Annotated in this window: 19 protein-coding genes; 12 read left to right on the top strand and 7 right to left on the bottom strand. The window is 48.0% G+C overall.

Features of this window, described 5'->3' with window-relative positions; all coding sequences use genetic code 11:
* The 7 genes from eno to KVT36_RS28990 all read left to right on the top strand — a co-directional run.
* Positions 1-859: phosphopyruvate hydratase (eno, locus tag KVT36_RS28960; protein ID WP_217606928.1), on the top strand; the 859-nt coding region annotated here is incomplete at its 5' end.
* A 94-nt stretch (positions 860-953) separates the two neighbouring features.
* Positions 954-1,271, top strand: coding sequence for a septum formation initiator family protein (locus KVT36_RS28965; RefSeq protein WP_217606929.1), 318 nt, complete (start codon positions 954-956; stop codon positions 1,269-1,271).
* A 100-nt stretch (positions 1,272-1,371) separates the two neighbouring features.
* Entirely contained in the window at positions 1,372-1,581 is a 210-nt protein-coding gene (locus KVT36_RS28970) for a hypothetical protein (RefSeq protein ID WP_089920476.1), read from the top strand.
* 70 nt (positions 1,582-1,651) lie between these two features.
* Entirely contained in the window at positions 1,652-2,302 is a 651-nt protein-coding gene (nth, locus tag KVT36_RS28975; protein WP_217606930.1) for an endonuclease III, read from the top strand.
* A gap of 3 nt (positions 2,303-2,305) precedes the next feature.
* A complete protein-coding gene (locus KVT36_RS28980; RefSeq protein WP_217606931.1) occupies positions 2,306-3,022 on the top strand; it encodes a YqjF family protein in 717 nt (238 codons plus the stop codon).
* A 106-nt stretch (positions 3,023-3,128) separates the two neighbouring features.
* Entirely contained in the window at positions 3,129-4,322 is a 1,194-nt protein-coding gene (locus KVT36_RS28985; RefSeq protein WP_217606932.1) for a nucleoside permease, read from the top strand.
* A gap of 110 nt (positions 4,323-4,432) precedes the next feature.
* Positions 4,433-5,623, top strand: coding sequence for a Gfo/Idh/MocA family protein (locus KVT36_RS28990; protein WP_217606933.1), 1,191 nt, complete (start codon positions 4,433-4,435; stop codon positions 5,621-5,623).
* Between the two features lie 179 nt (positions 5,624-5,802).
* Here the strand turns inward: KVT36_RS28990 and KVT36_RS28995 are convergent, their stop codons facing one another.
* The 3 genes from KVT36_RS28995 to KVT36_RS29005 all read right to left on the bottom strand — a co-directional run bounded on the left by KVT36_RS28995 (position 5,803) and on the right by KVT36_RS29005 (position 9,335).
* Complete coding sequence (locus tag KVT36_RS28995; RefSeq protein WP_217606934.1) at positions 5,803-6,396, bottom strand: DUF6134 family protein; 594 nt, start codon at positions 6,394-6,396, stop codon at positions 5,803-5,805.
* A gap of 125 nt (positions 6,397-6,521) precedes the next feature.
* The gene (locus KVT36_RS29000; RefSeq protein WP_217606935.1) at positions 6,522-8,375 is read right to left on the bottom strand and encodes a 2-oxoacid:acceptor oxidoreductase subunit alpha; all 1,854 of its coding nucleotides are present in this window, start codon (positions 8,373-8,375) and stop codon (positions 6,522-6,524) included.
* A gap of 165 nt (positions 8,376-8,540) precedes the next feature.
* Complete coding sequence (locus KVT36_RS29005) at positions 8,541-9,335, bottom strand: phytanoyl-CoA dioxygenase family protein (protein WP_217606936.1); 795 nt, start codon at positions 9,333-9,335, stop codon at positions 8,541-8,543.
* 226 nt (positions 9,336-9,561) lie between these two features.
* Here KVT36_RS29005 and KVT36_RS29010 point away from each other — a divergent pair, with 226 nt between their 5' ends.
* The 5 genes from KVT36_RS29010 (at position 9,562) to KVT36_RS29030 (ending at position 14,026) form a co-directional block, all read left to right on the top strand.
* Complete coding sequence (locus KVT36_RS29010; RefSeq protein WP_217606937.1) at positions 9,562-10,527, top strand: DUF1080 domain-containing protein; 966 nt, start codon at positions 9,562-9,564, stop codon at positions 10,525-10,527.
* A gap of 60 nt (positions 10,528-10,587) precedes the next feature.
* Positions 10,588-11,328, top strand: a complete 741-nt coding sequence (locus KVT36_RS29015; protein WP_217606938.1) for a Bax inhibitor-1/YccA family protein — start codon at positions 10,588-10,590, stop codon at positions 11,326-11,328.
* 313 nt (positions 11,329-11,641) lie between these two features.
* Positions 11,642-11,956: a carboxypeptidase-like regulatory domain-containing protein gene (locus tag KVT36_RS29020; protein ID WP_089920494.1), complete on the top strand. Its 315-nt coding sequence runs from the start codon at positions 11,642-11,644 to the stop codon at positions 11,954-11,956.
* 386 nt (positions 11,957-12,342) lie between these two features.
* Positions 12,343-13,023 (top strand): RNA polymerase sigma factor, encoded by a 681-nt coding sequence (locus tag KVT36_RS29025; RefSeq protein WP_217606939.1) that lies wholly within the window; start codon positions 12,343-12,345, stop codon positions 13,021-13,023.
* A 4-nt stretch (positions 13,024-13,027) separates the two neighbouring features.
* On the top strand, positions 13,028-14,026 hold the full coding sequence (locus tag KVT36_RS29030; RefSeq protein ID WP_217606940.1) for a FecR domain-containing protein: 999 nt from the start codon (positions 13,028-13,030) through the stop codon (positions 14,024-14,026).
* Positions 14,027-14,105: 79 nt separating this feature from the next.
* Here KVT36_RS29030 and KVT36_RS32870 read toward each other — a convergent pair whose 3' ends face one another.
* The 4 genes from KVT36_RS32870 to KVT36_RS29050 all read right to left on the bottom strand — a co-directional run bounded on the left by KVT36_RS32870 (position 14,106) and on the right by KVT36_RS29050 (position 21,578).
* Complete coding sequence (locus tag KVT36_RS32870) at positions 14,106-15,332, bottom strand: 2'-5' RNA ligase family protein (protein WP_254640242.1); 1,227 nt, start codon at positions 15,330-15,332, stop codon at positions 14,106-14,108.
* 591 nt (positions 15,333-15,923) lie between these two features.
* Positions 15,924-16,706: a TIGR00266 family protein gene (locus KVT36_RS29040; RefSeq protein WP_217606941.1), complete on the bottom strand. Its 783-nt coding sequence runs from the start codon at positions 16,704-16,706 to the stop codon at positions 15,924-15,926.
* 166 nt (positions 16,707-16,872) lie between these two features.
* Complete coding sequence (locus KVT36_RS29045; RefSeq protein WP_217606942.1) at positions 16,873-20,436, bottom strand: efflux RND transporter permease subunit; 3,564 nt, start codon at positions 20,434-20,436, stop codon at positions 16,873-16,875.
* 26 nt (positions 20,437-20,462) lie between these two features.
* Positions 20,463-21,578, bottom strand: coding sequence for an efflux RND transporter periplasmic adaptor subunit (locus tag KVT36_RS29050; protein WP_217606943.1), 1,116 nt, complete (start codon positions 21,576-21,578; stop codon positions 20,463-20,465).
* Positions 21,579-21,605: the final 27 nt, after the last annotated feature.

Consider the following 21,605-nt stretch of genomic DNA (forward strand, 5'->3'; position numbering starts at 1 on the left):
GCTGATGAACATCCTGAACGGTGGTGTGCATGCTGATAACAAGATCGATTACCAGGAATTTATGATCATCCCGGTAGGCGCGTCCTCCTTCTCTGAAGGCCTGCGCTGGGGTGTTGAGATCTTCCATACCCTGAAATCCGTACTGAAGAAGAAAGGTTACAGCACCAACGTAGGTGATGAAGGTGGTTTTGCGCCGGATATTCAGAGCAACGAAGAAGCTATTGAAACCGTACTGCAGGCTATTGAAGCTGCCGGTTACAAAGCAGGCGAGCAGATAGGTATTGCCCTGGATGCCGCCAGCAGCGAAATGTTTAACGATGCTGACAAAACTTACAAATTCTACAAAAGCTCTCAGAAAGTGATCAGCAGCGATGAAATGGTTGCTTACTGGGCGGAGTGGTGTAAGAAATACCCTATCCTGTCTATTGAAGACGGTATGGCTGAAGATGATTGGGATGGCTGGAAAAAACTGACCCAGGCTGTAGGCAGCACTGTACAGCTGGTAGGCGACGACCTGTTCGTAACCAACGTAAAACGCCTGAAACAAGGCATTGACCAGGATATTGCCAACAGCATCCTGATCAAAGTAAACCAGATCGGTACTGTAACGGAAACCATTGATGCGGTGAACATGGCGCATAAAGCCGGTTATACCTCCATCATGAGCCACCGTTCCGGCGAAACGGAAGATACTACCATCGCTGACCTGGCCGTAGCCCTGAACTGCGGACAGATCAAAACCGGTTCTGCTTCCCGTACCGACCGTATGGCCAAATACAACCAGCTGCTGCGTATTGAAGAAGCGCTGGGCAATGTTGGCTTTTATCCGGGAAAATCCGTTAAATTTGGTAAGAAATAAACCAGATCTCAATTTTAGTGGTCAATACGTCCGGGTCCTGGGTTATTCCAGAACCCGGATCTTTTAAGACCTTTGCCACCTAAACCAGTACATTTTGACGCTACCCAAGTCCATAAAAATACACCCGCTGCTGCGCAACAAGTTTGTGATAGCTATTGCAGCCTTTGTAATATGGCTGGGTTTCCTGGACCGTAATAACCTGCTCTCCCAGTACCAGTTACAAACTGAAGTGAACAAGCTGGAGTCCCAGAAAGCATTTTTTAGAACGGAAATAGACAAAACCCGCGAAGAACAACGGGAGCTGCTTTCCAGCCCCGAAAAACTGGAAAAATTTGCCCGGGAACAATACCTGATGAAAAAAGATAATGAAGACCTGTTCATTATCAGGGAAGAAGCCACCACCGATAAATAAGCTTGCACTTTTCTAAAAAATTGCTATACCTTAACAATAGATTCCGCGTGTTCTCCGTTATTAAGCTGAATATTAGTTTATTGTATTAAAACAAATTTGCATGGGCAATTCTACTCTATCCTTCTCTGCTGTTTTACGTTCTGTGGCTGATAGCAAAAACAATTTTCAGGATATGTCTAAAGATCAGGAGCTCCCCCGTGAGGAGCGGGTTTGTCATACCCAAACCAAAAAGGCTTTGAACACCATTAAGTTCTCTCCCCGCGCTGAAACCCTAAAGGCTATTTTCGAGCACGCCCGGAAAAAAGGCTAAGCGGAAGCGGCGGTACTACAAGCCAACGTGAAATAATTGCAATTTGCTGGCTGTAAGCTATTTTTACAGCATGACGAAAAAAGAGCGCTTCGCATTCGTGCTGCACTACTTTGAAGAGCACGCACCCAATGCTGAAACGGAACTTATCTATGACAATCCCTACCAGCTGCTGGTAGCCGTGATCCTGTCTGCACAGTGTACCGATAAGCGGGTGAATATGACCACCCCTGCCATTTTTGAAAAGTATCCCGATGTTTATGCCTTAAGCAAAGCCACGTTTGACGAATTATTCCCTTACATCAGAAGCATCAGTTATCCCAACAATAAAACCAAGCACCTCATTGGCATGGCCAATATGGTGGTGGAAAATTTTAACGGGGAAATACCGGCCACAGTAGCTGAACTGATAACCCTGCCGGGTGTAGGGCGCAAAACAGCCAATGTGATCACTTCTGTAGTGCACCAGCAACCTAACATGGCGGTAGATACGCATGTATTCCGCGTATCGGCCCGGATAGGCTTAACCACTAATGCCAAAACACCGCTGCAAACGGAACAGCAATTACTGCAATACATTCCTGTAGAAAAGGTGCATATTGCCCACCACTGGCTGATACTGCATGGCCGTTACATTTGCGTGGCGCGTACACCAAAGTGCGGGGAATGCGGTTTAAGAAAGGTGTGTAAGTATTACCAGCAGGTGATCAGCAAACAACAATAACACATGGCCAAACCCTTCCTCACAGCACAATGGCGCAATTTGCTCATGATCAATTTTGCCGTTAGACCTGCCCTGCTGCAAAAGTATGTGCCGCACCGTACGGAGCTGGATACCTGGAACGATACATACTACATAAGTCTTGTGGGTTTTCTTTTCCAGGATACCAAAGTAAAAGGTATTGGTTTTCCCATGCACCGCACATTTGAGGAGGTGAACCTGCGTTTTTATGTGCGTTATAAAGATGGTAGCAGCTGGAAACGTGGTGTGGTATTCATTAAGGAGCTGGTGCCCAAACACCTGATCACTTTTGTAGCCAATACTTTGTATAAAGAAAAGTATGCTACACTGCCTATGCGGCACCGCTGGCATTCGCCGGATGAAAATACTTTACACGTGGCCTATGAATGGAAAGTAGGCAATGAATGGAACTTCCTGAAAGCTAATGCAGCCGCGGCCCCCACCGCTATTATACCCGGCGGCGAAGCTGAATTTATTACAGAACATTACTGGGGTTATACGCAAAGCGGCCCTGAACTTACTTCAGTATATGAAGTAACGCACCCGCAATGGCGCGTGCATGAAGTATATGATTATGACTACCACTGTAACGCGGAAGTACTGTATGGGCCTGCGTTTGCGGAGGCGCTTGCACAAAAGCCGGTATCTGCGTTACTGGCAGAAGGTTCTGAGATCAGTGTGCAGCCCAAGCTGCGTTTATAAGCTGCCGGTATGTTTTAATTTGTAGTACAGATCGTAAATCTTTTTTACTATCTTAAATGCCTTAATCGTCAACCCTCATTCCTAGAACAAGCTAAAGGTCCAATGTATGAAACCAGCCGTTATATTGCAGCTAGCCCTCATGATGTTCCTTGAGTACTTTGTATGGTGCGCATGGTATGTAACTATGAGCACTTACATGTCTGTACACCTGCAGGCTAATGGGGTGCAGATAGGCTCTGCCTATAGCGCGCTGGCCATTGCCACCATGATCTCTCCCTTTTTTGTAGGGATGATAGCTGACCGCTTTTTTGCAGCGGAAAAGCTCATGGGGGTGCTGCACCTGGTGGGCGGCCTTGTACTTTTCCTAACTCCGCAAATAACTAATACACTGGTATTTTACTGGGTGATATTATTGTACTCCCTGCTGTATATGCCTACCATAGCCCTTTCCAACACGGTGGCTTTTTCGCAGATGAGCGATCCGGGCAAACAGTTCCCGTTCATACGGGTATTTGGCACCATTGGGTGGATTGCCGCCGGTGCATTGGTAGGCAATCTGGGTATAGAAACTACTTCCATCACTTTTTACATTGCTGCCGGCGCCTCTGTTTTACTGGGCCTGTTCAGCTTCATGCTGCCCAAAACGCAGCCCAAAGCCAGGGAAGCCAGTGGTGTAAGCGCTGCCAAAGCATTGGGTACAGAGGCCTTTGTGCTGTTTAAAGACAGGTCTTACGTTATCTTCTTCATTGCTGCCATATTAGTTTGCATACCACTGTCTTTCTATTATGGCTTTGCCAACCTGTTCCTCAATGATGCAGGCATGCATAATGCTGCCGGTAAAATGATCCTGGGGCAGATCTCCGAAGGCCTGTTCATACTGGCTATTCCATTACTGTTTAACCGCATTGGCGTTAAGAACATGCTGTTACTGGGCATGGCTGCCTGGATACTGCGTTACATCTGCTTTGCCTATGGCGACAGCGGGACGGGCCTGTGGATGTTATATGCCGGTATAGTGCTGCATGGCATCTGTTACGACTTTTTCTTTGTAACCGGTTATATGTACACGGAAAAGAAAGCCGGCGAAAATATAAAGAATGCTGCACAGGGCATGTTTACCTTTGCTACTTATGGCTTAGGCATGTTCATCGGTACCTGGTTCTCCGGTTTTGTAGCTGAACACTATACCGTTAATCATGCCTATAGCTGGAAACCCATCTGGATGGTGCCTGTTTATATTGCGGCGGCTGTGCTGGTGTACTTTGTGCTGTTTTTCCGCGAAAGCAAAACAACGAAATGATTCTATTTACGATTTTAGATTTACGATCTTAGATTTGGGGATCGTATAGGTTAATCATCCACGGTCATCAGATCTAAATCGTAAATCGTACATCTAAATCTCTTCATACTATGGCTAAAATATCAATGTTAGGCTCCGGTTTTATCGGGCGCTTCTATGCAGATTCCCTGCAAGGGCAAAGAAGCAGGGACAAGATCGTTAGTATTTATTCCCGCCGGGAAGAAAGCGCAAAGAAGTTTGCGGAAGATTACCAGGTAGCCCACTGGACTATCGAAATGGAGGCTTCTATTTCGCACCCGGAGGTAGAGGTAGTATGTATTTCCCTGCCCAACAACCTGCACGAGGCAGCCGTGCTGTTATGCTGCAAACATAAAAAAGGCGTTATCTGCACCAAACCCCTGGGCCGTAATGCGGAAGAAGCCAAACGTATGATGGAGGCCGTAGAAAAGGCCGGTATTTTTAACGGTTACCTGGAGGACCTGGTGTATACCCCCAAATTCCTGAAAGCGCTGGAAAGCGTGCAAAACGGGGCTTTGGGCCGCATACTCTGGGCTAAGTCAAGGGAAACGCACCCTGGCCCGCACAGTGAATGGTTCTGGGATAAGGAGCAGGCCGGCGGCGGCTGTATCCTGGACCTGGGCTGCCATTGCGTGGAAATAGCCCGCAGCTTTATTGGCAAGGATATTAAACCCATTGAGGTAATGTGCTGGGCCGATACGCAGGTAAAACCCATTGATGCAGAAGACCATGCCATTGGCCTGGTAAAGTATGAGAATGGCGCTATAGGGCAGTTTGAAGTAAGCTGGACCTTCCGCGGCGGCCTGGACCTGCGCGATGAAGTAATGGGCACGGAAGGCACCATTTGGCTGAACAGCTTTTTGCGTACCGGTTTTGATATGTTCACCACCGGCAAGGGCGCGGATTATGTGGCGGAAAAAGCAGAAAGTAATACCGGCTGGTTGTTCCCGGTGGGCGATGAGCTGAATGAGCTGGGTTATAACCATATGTTCACTGATATGTTCAACTCCATGGAAAGCGGCAAACCCGCCCGTGAAACCTTTTATGACGGGTATGTGGTGAATGCCGTGCTGGATGCCGCTTACCGCAGCGCAAAAAGCAAATTATGGGAGCCTGTGCAGCTGGATGTGTGGCGCGGAAAAACCGGTGTGGAAAAAGGAAAAGGTTATACGGAATATGATGAGCAGTACTACCTGGTAAAAGAAGAAATGACCCACTTTGGCGCTAAGAAAGTGATATTGAAAGATAAAAAGAGCGGGCAGATTATTGAGAAAACGCTGTAGATGTGCGGATGGGCAAATATGCAGATGTGCAGATGAATAAAATAATGCGCTGACATTCCTGATAAAAAAGCAAACACCCCTGCCAGATCTTACTTGTCAGGGCTTTTATATTGTGGCAAAGTTTTCCGCTAGGATCAATTCATCTGCCCATCTGCATATTTGCACACCTGCACATCTCATCAACCCGTTCTCACAATAAACGCTTTCCCCAGTGTATGATTTACCTCTACCTCTTTTAAGGCCCCTTTCTGGTAGCGGTAAAAGTTCTTTTTACCATCCGGTAGTGTAAGCTCATATTCGCCATTACCCAGGGCTTTCAGCACCAGGAATTTCCCCAGGGTTTCGGAATAAACACGATTGATCTGTTTGGGTTCTGCAAAGTACAGATCAGATACGGAATGCAGGATCTCTGTATTATTGAGCGCGCTTTGTTCCCCTTCTACATTTATCAGGTAACGGGCGCCTTCCCGGCGGGTAATGGTAGCCTTGGCATCATCACTGTTCTTGCCGGAGCTGCGGGTTACCAGCGACTGTACCAGCACATTGTTGTTGTAGTCGCAGGATATGTCCGTGAACTTGGATACAAAGCGGGTTTCCAGGCTGCTTTTTATTTCCATGTGTTTGGCAGCGCCATTTATATTACAACGCGCCTCCACGGTTCCTACCGGGTGCGAGCCCAGTCTTATCTCAAATGTATGTACCTGTGCCTGAAGCGGGTTGCTGGCCACTAAACAAGATCCAATTATAAAACACAGGCGGATAAGACGATTCATAAAAAATACTCCTGTACTACAATATGGAAAATACGAAAAATCCTGCCCGGATGGGCAGGATTCACCTAAAATATTTAAAAAAATAATTATTTCAATTCATGCAATATAAAGCCGGTAAACAGCGTTTAGGCCAGCATTTCTTTGATCTTTACCACCAGCTCGCCCTTGGTAATGGGTACGCCCATGATCTTGTGGTAACCCTGCGCATCGATCAGGTACTGGTCGCGGATAATTTTGATCAGCTGCCCGTTATTGATCTCGGGGATCAATACCTTGTCAAAGCTGCTTAACAGGTCGCCCAGGTTCTTGGGGAAGGGGCGCAGGTGGCGGAGGTGTGCGTGCGCTACCTGGTGGCCTTCTTCCAGCAGGTCCAGTACCGCGCTCTTAATGGCGCCATAGGTGGAGCCCCATCCCAGCACCAGCACCTTGCCGGTATCCGGTCCCAGCTCAATAGTTTGCAAGGGTATATGATCGGCAATACGGTCTACTTTTTCCTGGCGGATCTTCACCATCAGCTGGTGGTTTTCCGGGTCGTAGCTTACGTTACCGGTAATGTTCTGTTTTTCCAGGCCGCCTATACGGTGTTCCAGGCCGGGTGTGCCGGGTACTGCCCAGGGGCGTACCAGGTTTTCATCGCGGTGGTAAGGCAGGAACTGCTCCTCTCCTTCTGCCAGGCCGGTCTTGAATTTCACTTCTATCGGCTGCAGGTCGGCGCTTTTAGGAAAACGCCAGGGTTCAGAACCGTTGGCAATATAACCATCGCTCAGGAAGATCACCGGCGTCATATGTTTTACTGCAATGCGGAATGCTTCAAAGATCGCCTCAAAACAATCAGAAGGTGTGGAGGCAGATACGATGGGCATCGGGCACTCCCCGTTACGGCCGTAATAAGCCTGTAACAGGTCGCTTTGTTCTGTTTTGGTAGGTAAGCCTGTGGAAGGGCCACCGCGTTGAATATCTACGATCAGTAAGGGTATTTCCAGCATTACAGCCAGGCCCATGGCTTCCCCTTTCAGGGCCATACCCGGGCCGGAGGTGGTGGTTACTCCCATTTGTCCGCCGTAAGAGGCGCCAATGGCAGAGGTAATACCGGCAATTTCATCCTCTGCCTGGAAGGTGCGGATGCCGAAGTTCTTGTACCGGCTCAGCTCATGCAGGATATCGGATGCCGGTGTAATAGGGTAAGTACCCAGGAACAGCGGCAGGTTTGCTTTTTGTGAAGCAGCTATCAACCCATACGCCAGCGCCGTGTTACCGGTAATGCTGCGGTAGGTGCCCGGCTCCATGCGGGCCTTTTCTACCTTAAAACGGGTGCTGAAAGAGGCTTCTACCGTATCGCCAAAATTATAGCCGGCATGCAGCACCTTCATGTTGCTGTCAAAGATCTCCGGTTTCTTTCCAAACTTTTCTTTCAGGAAATTCTCTGTGCTTTCCATGCTGCGGTTATATAACCAGTACAGGAAGCCCAGCACGAACATGTTCTTGGCACGGTCCTTTTCCTTCATACCCATGGTGGTTTCCTTCAGCGCTTCGCGCGTCATTTTGGTAACATCCATGGTATGCAGCTGGTAATTTACCAGGGAGCCATCTTCCAGGGGATTTACGCCTTCCGGGTAGTTAGCCAGGCGCAGGTTCTTGGAATCAAACCCGTCTGTATTGGCTATTACAATACCGCCTTTTTTCAGCGCTTTCAGGTTGGCTTTTAAAGCGGCGGCGTTCATTGCTACCAGCACATCACAGGCATCGCCCGGGGTAAATATACGGTTAGAGGAAAAGTGCAACTGGAAGCCGCTCACACCGGCCAGGGTGCCCTGGGGGGCGCGTATTTCGGCGGGGAAATCCGGGAAGGTGCTCAGATCATTCCCGATCAGGGCAGTGTTATTTGAAAACTGGCTGCCGGTAAGCTGCATCCCGTCACCACTGTCGCCGGCAAATTTTATTACTACGTCTTCTATCTGTTGAATAGGAGTGTTAGACATTGAACCTACTGTTTATTAAAGTGCAAATGTAGCATTTCACAAGGGAGTAATCCTACTCATATGCGGAATAATACGTATTCACCACAAAAGTACACAAAGACGGTAGACTTTAATCGGCTGAAACGTTTATGGGCATTGCTTCTGGTTATGGGTAATAACTTAAAGTTATGGAAGATGCGAGTCTTTTAAGCCTGCACGTATGGCCTGCTCCACCGGGCTATAGGCCCCATCCCGGCTTTCAATAACCAGGTCCTCTTTCAGCAGCAGCGGAGGCTGGGCTAAAAAGCGGGGCTCCGTACCATGGTGAGGCTGGGCGGCATGTACCAGGAAGGGGTGGCACAGGTATACGGTGCCTGCTTTGCCTGTAGCCAATATTTCATCCCTTGCCGGCAGGTTGTCCAAGCTGCGGGCCAGCTCCATAAAGGAAAGCCCCTGTTCGCCGGCAGGCTGTAACAAACGGGCCACATCCAGGTGAGAACCGGTACGGATCCTGGTAGGCGCGTCATGCACTCCTACATCTGAATAAAGGAATAACATGAGCAGGCCCCTCCCTTTTGACCGTATATTAATACGCCAGTCAAAATAATTGCCGGGATCTTTGCCCGGAAACCCGGCGTCCACATGCCAGCCTGCATCACCAGGGTCCTGCGGAGAGGGAAAACGCACGGGAAAAGTGCCCATAGCGCGCAGTGGTATCCATTTCCCTGCCCCTAAGAGCTGATCAAAAGCACTCTGTAATACCGGCGTGCCGGCAGATTGTATAAAAGGCGCCTGCGTATACATACCCAGCCTTATAACGGGGTTTGTCCAGGTTGCCGGATCATGGGGATCGGCGTTAATATCTTTCCAGAGTATATGCCGCACTTCTTCCGCCAGCGTGGCGGAAAATGCATGGTCAATACGTACAAAACCATTATTGATAAAAGCGGTGAGCTGTTCTTTACTTAAAACTTCCTGCATGATGATAATGAGTATAGATGAACAAATACAATGACTAAACTTACCTCCCGGGGAGGGAGGTATTATACCTGCGGTATAAAAGGAAGCTTAAAGTGTGGGAGCCATCATCATCATGTTATAAAGTTAACCATCTTTCTGTATTTGCATAAAATGCAGATAAATCTTACCTTATTCGCCTGTTCATAAAAGCTGGTTCCACGCAGCTTCAACTAAAAAAATCAATTCTATGCATAAAAAATTTCTTGTACTGGGAATGAGCTGTTTGCTGGCTGCAGGCGCTGCACAGGCCACAACCCTTACTACTACTGCTCCGGCGCATGTTATGGCCGATTCCTCCAAACTGATCGGACGCTGGGACCTTACCATTGACCAAAACGGTAAACCTGCCCCCTCCTGGCTGGAAGTAAAACTTTCCGGCAACCGTGCGCTGGTAGGTTATTTTGTAGGCGTTTCCGGCAGCGCGCGCCCGGTATCCCATGTGTATTTTGATAATGGTAAGTTCCGCTTTACCATTCCGCCACAATGGGAAAAAGGCGACCAGGATTTTGTGATCGAGGGAGAGCTGGCCGGGGAAGGCATACAGGGTACTATTACCACCAGCGAAGGCAAAACCTATAACTGGAAAGGCGTAAAAGCGCCATACCTGAAAAGGGCCGGCGCCCCGGTTTGGGATAAAGCCATTAACCTTTTTAACGGAAAAGACCTGAGCGGCTGGAAAGCGCTGGGCGAAAACCAGTGGGTAGTAAAAGACGGGGTGCTTACCAGCCCGCATTCCGGCGCCAACCTGATCTCCGAAAAAACCTTTACAGATTTTAAGCTGCATGTTGAGTTCCGCTACCAGAAAGGCAGCAACAGCGGCGTATACCTGAGAGGCCGTTATGAAACACAGATAGAGGATAGCCCGGTAGATGCACACCCTGCCAGTGTGCTGTTCAGCGGCATATACGGTTTCCTGGCGCCCAGCGAAATTGCAGCCCTGGGGCCTGATAAATGGCAGACCTATGATATTACCTTAATTGGCCGCATGGTAACTGTAGTGGTGAACGGCAAAACCGTGATCACCAACCAGGAAATACCCGGCATTACCGGCGGTGCGCTGGACAGCAATGAAGGCGAGCCCGGGCCTATTTATATCCAGGGAGATCATGGTCCTATTGAGTTCCGGAAGATCGTGATCACGCCTGTGAAGTAAGGCATACCAACTATTCTTTGTATTTTTGAGGTGTTAATCGGTAAACACAACATTTACACTATGGCATTATTTCAATCCAACAACCCTGTACTGAAAGAGAGTACTTTTCAACAGGCTACACTCGTGCAGGACGGCAACGCTATGACCCTGCGCGGTACCGTAAACAAAATGGTCTTTTTACTCCTGCTGGTAATGGCATCCGCTGTTTACTCCTGGGGTATTTTTGCCAAAGGCGCACCCATCCTGCCTTACCTGGCCGGCGGCGGTATTGGCGGTTTTGTGCTGGCGCTGGTAATTGTTTTCAAAAAAGAATGGGCGCCCTACCTGGCCCCTGCCTACGCTTTGTGCGAAGGTTTGTTCCTGGGTGGTATTTCCGCCATGTACAGCAGCTTATATGAAGGTATTGTGCTGCAGGCTGTGGGCCTTACTTTTGGTACTTTTATAGCTATGCTGGTTTTATACCGTACCGGTGTGATCCGCGCTACGCAAAAGTTTAAGGCTATTGTATTCACTGCAACTGCGGGGATCGCTGTATTTTACCTGATTGCTTTTGCACTGCGCTTTTTCAACATCAATATTCCTTTCCTGCATGAAGGCAGCACCATAGGTTTGATCTTTTCACTGGTAGTGGTAGCTATTGCTGCCTTAAACCTGATCCTGGATTTTGACCTGATAGACAATGGTGTAGCGCAGGGTGCGCCTAAATACTTTGAGTGGTATGCATCCTTTGGTTTATTGGTAACGCTGGTTTGGTTATACCTGGAAATATTACGCTTATTATCTAAGTTAAACCGCCGCTAAACAAGCTGTTTATAACTCATCCGTAAGGGCTGCTATCTTAAATACGATGGCAGCCCTTTCTGTTTTAACAAGTCTATAACACAACAAAACCAACGCGCCTGCGTTTTTCTTGAAACGCTTAAAACAGGCCACAAGGGCGGGTTTAGCTAAAGAAATGTTAAATAAAGCACACACAATTTCAGGGGCCACTGTGGCATGGTAATTGTAAAATTCTATGCAGGCTGGTTGCTTGATAATCAGCAAAAGTTCTTTTAAAATCCGCTATACACCGCTTACAACAGATCAGCTTTTAAAACAATTAAACGTGTGTGTTATGAATAAGATCAAAGTAAGCCTGTTAGCACTCGCCGCCGTTGCCTTCAGTGCGTATGCATTTAAAGGCGTAGATGGTTCCATTACAGGCAAAGTAAGGCCGGCAGATGGGGCTACAGAAGCATGGGCGGTACAAGGGTCAGATACGTTGAAAACAGCGGTTTCTGATGGCGCATTTACCTTCACCGGTGCCAGGGCTGGTACCTACACTGTGGTGATAGATGCCAAGGATCCTTTTAAGGACGCCACCATTAACGATGTGAAAGTAGAAGATGGGAAAGCCACTGACCTGGGCGAGATCAATTTACAACAATAACCAAGAGCAATAGTTGGTTTTCATAGGGGTTAATCAAAAAGCCGGTTAGATACGTCTGTATCACCGGCTTCTTTTTTTAGCAGTTGGCGGTTGGCCTATTAGCTGTTAGCTATAAAGGAGTTCAAGTAAAAGAAAGTATTCATATAAAAAGGCCTGTAACCTACAGGTCTTTTACTTATGTGCTGCTTTATGACTGCCCACTGCCAACTAATTTTCCTTTCCTTGTAGGGGTACCATTCCCCTTCTCCGTTATAGTATTAAAGCAACAGTTATGATTATAAAAAAGGATGTCCTTGTCGTAAACGGCAGCCTTTGCATCACCTGCCTGCTTTTATTGATCGTCATTTTCAGCTACATCCTGTAAATGCCGCCAAAATCGTCACACTATGCACACACAAAGTACACCTGCCCTTGCAGGAGCTGGCATAAGTGATAGCCTACCAAATGGTAACAAAAGCTATTTTTGTGCTATGCCCGATAATGCCAGGTTACACGAATTATTACAGGAAGATGAACAGGCCTTTATGGAACTGCTCTTTAAATCCTTCTTTCCCCTTGTTTGTAAAACCATTTACCGGCTGGTACAAGATACCGCCACTGCAGAAGACCTTGCCCAGGAAGTGTTCATACGGATATGGAACCGGCGCAGCGCTTTACAGGAGGTGTATTTTAAAGCGTACCTGCACAGAGCAGCAATTAATATGGCATTGGACCACCTGGACAAGCATAAACGGCAGGGCAAACACCTGTCTATAGAAGAGGATATGATACAGCTGCCGGCCAGCTCCGGCACTGCGGAAAGTCCACACCGTCTGAAACAAACCACCGCGCACATTCACCAGGCTATTGACCGCCTGCCGGAGAAGTGCCGGGAAATATTTATCCTGAGCCGTTTTGAGGAAATGACCTACCGGGAAATAGCCGCTACGCTCAATATCTCTATAAAAACAGTCGAGAACCAGATGATCACCGCGTTAAAGAAACTAAGAGTATCCCTGCAGGATTACCTGGCTGTGATATTATTGGTAGCATGCAGTTCCTTATATCTTTTACTCTTACAATTTTAATGGTATGTCTTACGAGTTAGACCATATAGAAACGCTTATTGCCCGTGATATTGATAACAGCCTGAGCCCCGCTGAAAAAGAGGTGTTACAAGCCTGGCTGGCTGAGGATGAGACCAACCGGCAATACTATGCTGCGCTGAAAAGCACCTGGGCGCTCACCGGCAAGGCAGATACGGATTTTACCCCCTCCACGGAAAAGAACTGGGAAGCTTTCAGACAGCAAATAACTGCTACGCCCACACGTAGTATATTCCATACCTACCGGCACGTACTGCGTATAGCGGCCAGCGTTATACTGCTAAGCGGCGCAGCTACAGCGTATTTCGTGTTCTTCAGACACCCGGAGGTATCGGTTGCCACCCTTGCACATGAGAAGAGAACCGTTACCCTGCCGGATGGGAGCAAGGCTTACCTGAACCAGAACAGTAAGCTTACCTACGCTGCTAATTTTGAAGGAAAAGAACGTGCCGTGCATTTGGAAGGAGAAGCATTTTTTGAGGTAACACAACATACTGCGCAGCCTTTTGTTGTATATGCCAGCCATACGCAAACACAGGTGCTGGGTACTGCTTTTGATGTAAAGGCTTATGATGTAAGCCAGGTAGAAGTGGCTGTGGTAACGGGTAAGGTGGCTTTTTCCAAACGTGATAACCAGCTGGAAAAACTACTGCTCTCCAGTGGCAGCCGCGGTGTGTTAAAAGATACCAAAGGCCCGGAGCAAATGCGTATTGAAGATCCCAATTTTATGGCGTGGAAAGAGAACCGCCTTTCTTTCCAGGATACCCGCCTGGGTGATGTGATCAATACTTTGCAGAATTATTTTGATGTGCGCATAACCTTGTCAGATAGTGATATGGCGCGTTTCCGCTACAATGGCACCTTTGATCCGGAACAACTTGGGAATGTGGAGAGCGTGCTGGAAGTAATATGTCCTACCATGAACCTGCGCTGGACTAAGAACCAGCAGAATGAATATACCTTACGCAAACAAATAGACCTTTAACACAACCACATAAACAGCAATAAAAAGCCCCCCGATGTTATCAGGGGGCTTTTTTATATAAGATCATATCTTACTCAGATCAGGCAGGGGTTGTACCACCACCCAGTTTGCATTTCTGCAGCACTTCCCATGATTTGCCGTTATGGCGCAGGAAGTACAGATTGTTTACTTTAAAGCTGGCCTGGTATTCTTTGTTCTCATACTCCGGCCATGCTTTGTTGAACTGATCATCTTCCAGGTCTTTAAAGGCCACGGTAACGTGCGGGGTAAAACCGGTGCGGGCCAGCATGGTGCTGAAACCAAATTCCTTGCGCAGGAAGTTGATCAGCTGCCGGTGCATAGCAGACATGGTTTCACTCTTTTCTACGTTAATGAACAGTACACGGTTCTGCTTATTGGGGAAGGTACCAAAACCATTCAGGGATACTTCAAAAGGCCCCTGAGTTTTAGCAAATTCTGCCAGCTCATCGCAGAAGGCTTTTTCCAGTGCAGGATCAGCCGTGAAAGGTACCTGCAGTGTAATATGGGGTAATACTTTCAGTGCGTAAGTAGGACCGTATTGTTCTGCAAATTCCTGTTTTATTTTAATGATCTCCTTACCTACTTCGGCAGTAGGCAGCAGGGCAATAAAGTAAATTTTGTTATCGGGTTTGGGCGTGAAAGGCCTTCTCATGCCGCCGCCGCCAGGTCTTCTCTGGCCGCCGCCGTATCCACCACCGCCACCGTATCCGCCGCCACCGCCGCGGTTGTATCCACCACCGCCGCCACCGCCGCGATTGTAACCTCCTCCGCCGCCGCCGCGATCGTAACCACCGCCGCCACCGCCGCGATTGTAACCACCGCCGCCACCGCCGCGATCGTAACCACCGCCGCCACCGCCGCGATTGTAACCACCACCGCCGCCGCCGCGATCGTAACCACCGCCGCCACCGCCACGGTCGTAACCACCGCCGCCACCGCCGCGATTGTAACCACCGCCGCCGCCGCCACGATCGTAACCACCGCCGCCACCGCCGCGATCGTAACCACCGCCGCCACCGCCACGGTTGTAACCACCGCCGCCGCCGCCGCGATCATATCCTCCTCCACCTTCCCGGTTGTAATTTTCGCGGGGCCTGGATTCGCCGCCGCCATCTCTGTTGTAGTCCGGTCTGTTTTCCCGGTTAAAATTGGGTCTTCCCTCCCGCTCATTGTTGTTGTTAAAGTCAGGTCGGTTATAACCGCCCGGCTTGTCCTTGGGATCATACTCTTTGTTAACATCTGAAGAGTAGGGCTTGCGGGGGCGTTCGTTTCTCTCAAAATTCATCTTACTTAATTAAGCGTTTGAAGCAATAATAGCTATGATTTCATAAAAATGAAATTCATCTCCATGGTGAGTGATATAGTTAGTGCCGATGATTCCCAGGTATGGTCATCCCGGGTTTTCTCCAGTCCACATTAATATACCGGCTTTATCATTTTTGTGTTTAAAATTCTCTTTACCTGTTTCTTAGTTTTAGCTGGAAGAATTACCTCTTTCTGGAAGAACAAAGATAATTGAGTGCCGCATTCCTACAATTAATTACGGTGCGCATTCCTTATATTATTCCGCACCTATCATATTATTTTCTCATTAGTGTTTTGGCGAATCCATTTTAGCTCAGAACGACAGATTGATGCTACCTGATATCAAATATACGGGAATATCGACGTCATTCACTGATCCACCCCATTTATTTTACACTGTCAGTCGTTTCATAACAAACTTTTTTCATTTTCCTGTTCAAAGTACCGGCTGGCATAGGTAAATGGTTTTTCAACAGTAATTATTAAGCTAAGCTACTACTTTGTTGGTGAATTTTCTGTAAATTATCTTTTAAATAACAAAATTTTTCTACCACCAGTGCGCCTAAGCCGCTCAATCTCCATCCAGTAAATTTCCCAGGCCGCCCAGTATGCTACCCTCTTCTTTACGGGGTCCTGTGCCATACGCAATAATGCGGCCAGCCAAACGGCTAATGGGCAGGGACTGGATCCATACTTTACCGGGGCCTCTGAGCGTGGCAAAGAACAAGCCTTCGCCACCAAAAACCATATTCTTTATTCCTTTAATAAACTCAATGTCAAAATCCACATTCTGGGTGTAGGCCACTACGCAACCGGTATCTATTTTCAGCACTTCGCCGGGCTGTAATTCCTTTTCTATTACCAGGCCGCCGGCGTGTACAAAGGCCAGACCATCGCCTTCCAGCTTCTGCATTATAAAACCTTCCCCACCAAAAATGCCGGTGCCCAGCCTGCGCTGCCACTCTATTCCTATACTCACACCTTTGGCGGCGCAGAGGAAAGCATCTTTCTGGCAAATTACCTTGCCCCCCATCAGGGCCAGGTCCATGGGAATAATTTTACCGGGGTAAGGGGCTGCAAAACTCACTCTCTTCTTTCCTTGTCCCACATTTGTAAAGGCGGTCATGAACAGGCTTTCTCCTGTGATCATGCGTTTGCCGGCGGAAAGCAGCTTCCCGAAAAGCCCCTGGTTGGCCTGGGAGCCATCTCCAAACATGGTTTGCATTTGTATTTCCTGGTCCATCATCATAAAGCTTCCGCTTTCTGCAACGGCCGTTTCCTGGGGGTCTAACTCTATTTCTACTATCTGTATCTCCTCCCCGTATATCTTATAATCGATTTCGTGGTTCCGCATATGACTTTGATCTTGTTTCGGGATTTCTGTGTCAAAAGTAATAAATGCAGCAACTAAACAACTGTTAAATATTACAAAAAAAAACCGTCCCGATAGATATCGGAACGGTGATCTGTTAAACCTACAACTGTTACACTGTATAGCTATTGTTTAATAGCTAGCTATTTTAATTCATTGAAACATTCGTTTTTATACTGCGCGCATGTTTGTCTTCTTTAGCTACCATTTCCTCATCAGAGAAAAATGCATACGGTTTGGCCGATACATAATGCGGATCATGCAGCCTGCGTACGGTTTCCCGCTTGCTGAACACTTTCAGGAGCAGCACCAGGAAGGGTACATATTTTAAACTGCGCGGCAGCTTGTAATGGTCCAGCACATCAATGGAACGCTTGTTCATGGCGTACATTACAGGCACCAGGATCAGCGTAAGGAAAGTGGCAAAGATCAACCCGAACACCATGGTCCAGGCCAGCGGGCCCCAGAAGGCTACGTTATCGCCCCCAAAGAACAGGTGCGGGTTACCTTCGGAAAACAGGGTGGCAAAGTCAATGTTCAACCCTACGGCCAGCGGTATCAGGCCCAGGATGGCGGCTATGGCGGTAAGCAATACCGGCGTCATACGCGTTCTGCCACCTTCTACCACGGCATCATACACCGGCGTACCCTGCTTGATCAGCAGATCAATAAACTCTACCAGCACTATACCATTACGTACCACAACACCTGCCAGCGCCATAATACCTACACCGGTCATTACAATGGATATATCCATACCAAAGATGGAGAAACCCAGGAACACGCCGATGATACTAAATACAATCTCCATAGCAATTACCAAAGGACGGCCTACTGAGTTGAACTGCGTTACCATGATCATAAACATCAGGCCTACTGCGCCCAGCATAGCCATTACCAGGAAGTTCATGGTTTCCTGCTGATCTTCCTGCTCACCGGTCATTTTTACAATTACACTATCCGGCTTGCTGAACTGGTTGATGGCGCCTTGTACTTTCTGCACTACCTCGTTGGTATTAAAACCGGTCAGCACATTGGAGTACAGCGTTACCACCCGTTTCTGATCTATACGTTTTACGCTGGCGTAAGTATTGGAATAAGTGATATTGGCTACTGCCGATAAGGGCACCTGGCGGATAGCGCCGCCCATGTTCATATCGCGGTAGGTAATGTTCAGGTTCATGAGCGTATTAATATTATTACGCTGATCTTCCCTGAAACGCACCATGATCTGGTAATCATCTTCCGGATCCCGGAACTTGGAGGCTTCTGCACCATACAAGGCATTGCGCAAAGCCATGCCTATTACCCCTGTGGAAATGCCTTCCTTGTTCGCTCTTTCACGGTCTATATTCACCAGTATTTCCGGCTTGTTACTTTCAAAATCACTTTTCAGCTCTTCCACGCCACCTATCTGTAAAGAATCCAGGTAACGTTTTAAGCGCATAGAGGTAAGCGTTAATTCATTAAAATCATCGCCGCTGATCTCTATGTTAACCGGCTTGCCTGTGGGGGGACCGCCCTGCTCCTGCTCTACTGTAATATCCGCACCGGGTATGCCTTTCACCGCATCGCGGATCTTGCCCAGGTAAGCTTTGGTAGACTGGCCTTTACGTGCGCCAAACTCCACAAAGGCTACAGTTACCTTACCTTTTTGCGGCTGCACGCTCTGATCCATCTGGCTGGGATCTCCGGCGCCTTTTGCCACGTTGGAGATAATGGATTCCACGATCGGATTGTTGGCGCCTACTGTTTTAGTGATCCGCTCTTCTACAATATGCGTAATAGAATCCGTGTACTTCTGATCGGTGCCATTAGGCAGCTCCAGGTAAGCGTAAATAAAGTTGGGATCTGCCTGCGGGAAGAACACCACTTTAGGGTTACGGATACCGGTTAAGATAATGCTGAAGATCAGCAGGCCAAACGTAGCAAACAGGATCCCTATAGGACGCCAGCCTTTTAAACACCATTCCAAACGGCGGTGATACCATTCCTGTACCCTGGGCCAGGTGTGCTGCTGGAAACGGCGTGCTACACCGCCCAGCCAGAAACGTTCCAGCACGATCAGCAGATACATGAACACTACAAAGTTGCCCACGCCAAAACTATTGGCATATGCAATGAGCGCTATTACTGCAAATACAGCAGTGAGTATTTTGAACTTCTTGTCAAACTTAGGTTTAGGATGCTCATCTCCTTCATGGCGGTCCATAAAATCAACCGCAAACACAGGGTTGATGATATAGGCTACTACCAGTGAGGCGCCCAGTGTAACGATCAACGTTACCGGCAGGAAGAACATGAAACTACCTATTACACCGGGCCAGAACAGCAGCGGCACAAAAGGCGCCAGCACTGTAAGGGTACCGGATAATACCGGCAGGAACACCTCGCCCGCCGCTATTTTAGCGGCTTTCACAATTCCCAGGTCGTGCCGTTCATGAAAGATGCGGTGCACGTTCTCTATCACCACAATGGCATCATCCACCACTATCCCCAATGCTAACAGGAAGGAGAACAGCACCATCATGTTCAACGTAAAGTCGAATGTGGGCAGGATCAAAAATGCAATGAACATGGAGATGGGTACCGACATGGCCACGAAGATGGCATTTATGGCACCCATAAAGAACATGAGGATTATTGTTACCAGCACAAAACCAATGATGATGGTATTGATCAGATCATGCAGGGTTACGCGGGTGGATTTAGACTGGTCTGCCGTAATATCTACTTTCAGGTTTTGGGGCAGGTAGGTCTTTTGCATGTCGGCAATGATGGCGTGGATCTTGTCAGAGGCATCTATCAGGTTCTTACCGCTTTGTTTAATTACGTTCAGCGTAATTACATTCTTGCCATTCAAACGCGCATAACTTTCCTGCTCTTTAAAACCATCTACCACATCTGCTACATCTCTCAGGTAAACTACGGCACCGGACATACCGCGCACTACAATGTTGCCGATCTTACTGGCATCCTTGTATTCACCTTTTACGCTCAGGGTACGTTTTTGCCCGTCCATAGATACCAGGCCGCCGGAGATGGTACGGTTCTCCGCGCCTACTGCATTAATGATATCATCAAAGCTGATGCGGGCGGCGTCCATCTTGTATTTATCCACGTTGATCTGGATCTCACGGTCCAGCGCACCCACAATATCCACACGGGTGATTTCTGTGAGCGCTTCAATGCGGTCCTGCATTTCATCTGCATACTTCTTTAAGGATTGCAGGTCAAAATCGCCGGACAGGTTCACGTTCATGATAGGGATCTGCGATACATCTATCTTAATGATCTGCGGTTCCTTACCATTTACGGTGAGGTCAGAAGGCAGGTCGGCCTTGGCTTCATCCACCTTCTCGCGCACTTCCTGCCGCGCGGTTTCTATATCCACATCCGTATTAAATTCTATGGTGATGATGGAATAGTCCTGCAGGGAGGTGCTTTTAATTTCCTTTACACCGGAGATACCGCCCAGCTGTTTTTCAATGGGCTTGGTCACCAGCGTTTCCATATCTTCCGGTGCAGTACCGGGGTACAGTGTATTAATATAGAACTGCGGAAACACTACTTCCGGGAATTGCTCCTTGGGTAATGATATGTAGGAAAGGATACCGGCAAAGGCTATGATAATGGTGGCTACATAAATGCTCACCTTATTATCAATGGACCAGCTGGTAGGCTTAAATTCTTTATTCAGGTTGTCTTGCATACATTAGCTTTTAGCTTAGCTGATAGCTAGAGTTTAATCAGGTCGTTATCATTTAATCCCTGGTAACCGGTTGTCACCAGCTTCTCGCCCACCTGCAGTCCGTTCTTTATTTCGGCTATATCATTATAGGTGCGTCCCATTTCAATATCCCGGCGCTGGGCCAGTATTTTACCACCCGCTTCTTTAGCCACTACCACAAAGGGTTTGCCCATGGTGTACTGTATTACATTCACGGGTATCACTACTGCATTTTTTGCAGTGTAATCTATGATCTTCACATGGGCTATCATGTTAGGGCGCAGGGCCTGGTCGGCCGGCAGCGGTACTTCAATTTTAATGGTACGGCTTTGCGGATCAATGGTGCGGGATGCAAAACCTATTTTAGCGCGGATATCTCTATTAATGTCCGGGAAACTGATGAGCACTGCATCGCCGGTTTTCACATTACCTGCATAACCTTCCGCTACATTGGCTACCACTTTTAATGCATTGCTGTTCACCACGCGGAAAGCAGCCGTTGGGGAAGAGGGGCCAATGTTATCACCCAGCTTGGCTATTACCGCATCTACCGTTCCGTTGATGGGGGAAACAATGCGGGTTTGCGCCAGCTGTTCATTTAAGGTACCCAGCTTTCTTTCCAGGCTTTCTTTATTGCTCTTTGCGGTCAGGAACTGCATTTCACTGCCTATTTTCTGATCCCAGAGGCGCTTTTGTTTTTCGTAGGTAGTAGTGGCCAGCTCCAGCTGTGTTTTCAGCTCTGATATACCGGAGCGTGCCAGCTGATCATCCACCTGGCCCAGGGTTTGGCCTTTGCTTACCTGCTGGCCTTCCTTTACCAGGATGGCGGTTACCACACCGGGTACTTTGGAGGTTACGTTCACATTTTCACGTGCATCCACGCTGCCCTGCACATCAATATAGTGCTGGAATGTAGTATCCTCCAGGGTAGCCAGGGTAACGGTTTTTACTCTTTCTACGGTATCTGTTTTACCTACCTCTTTTTCCAGGGCGGCTATCTGTGATTCCAGCTTTGATCTCTCATCCTTTAATTTCTGCAGCTGGGCTTCCTTATTGGGAGCGCCCCCGCCGCAAGCGGCCAGTATAAGGGTAGCGAAGGGAATAACGAAATATCTTTTGGTCATATAACTCGAATTTTAAAAGATCAGTTT

This window comes from Chitinophaga sp. GbtcB8 (assembly GCF_019091455.1).
Lineage (GTDB): Bacteria > Bacteroidota > Bacteroidia > Chitinophagales > Chitinophagaceae > Chitinophaga.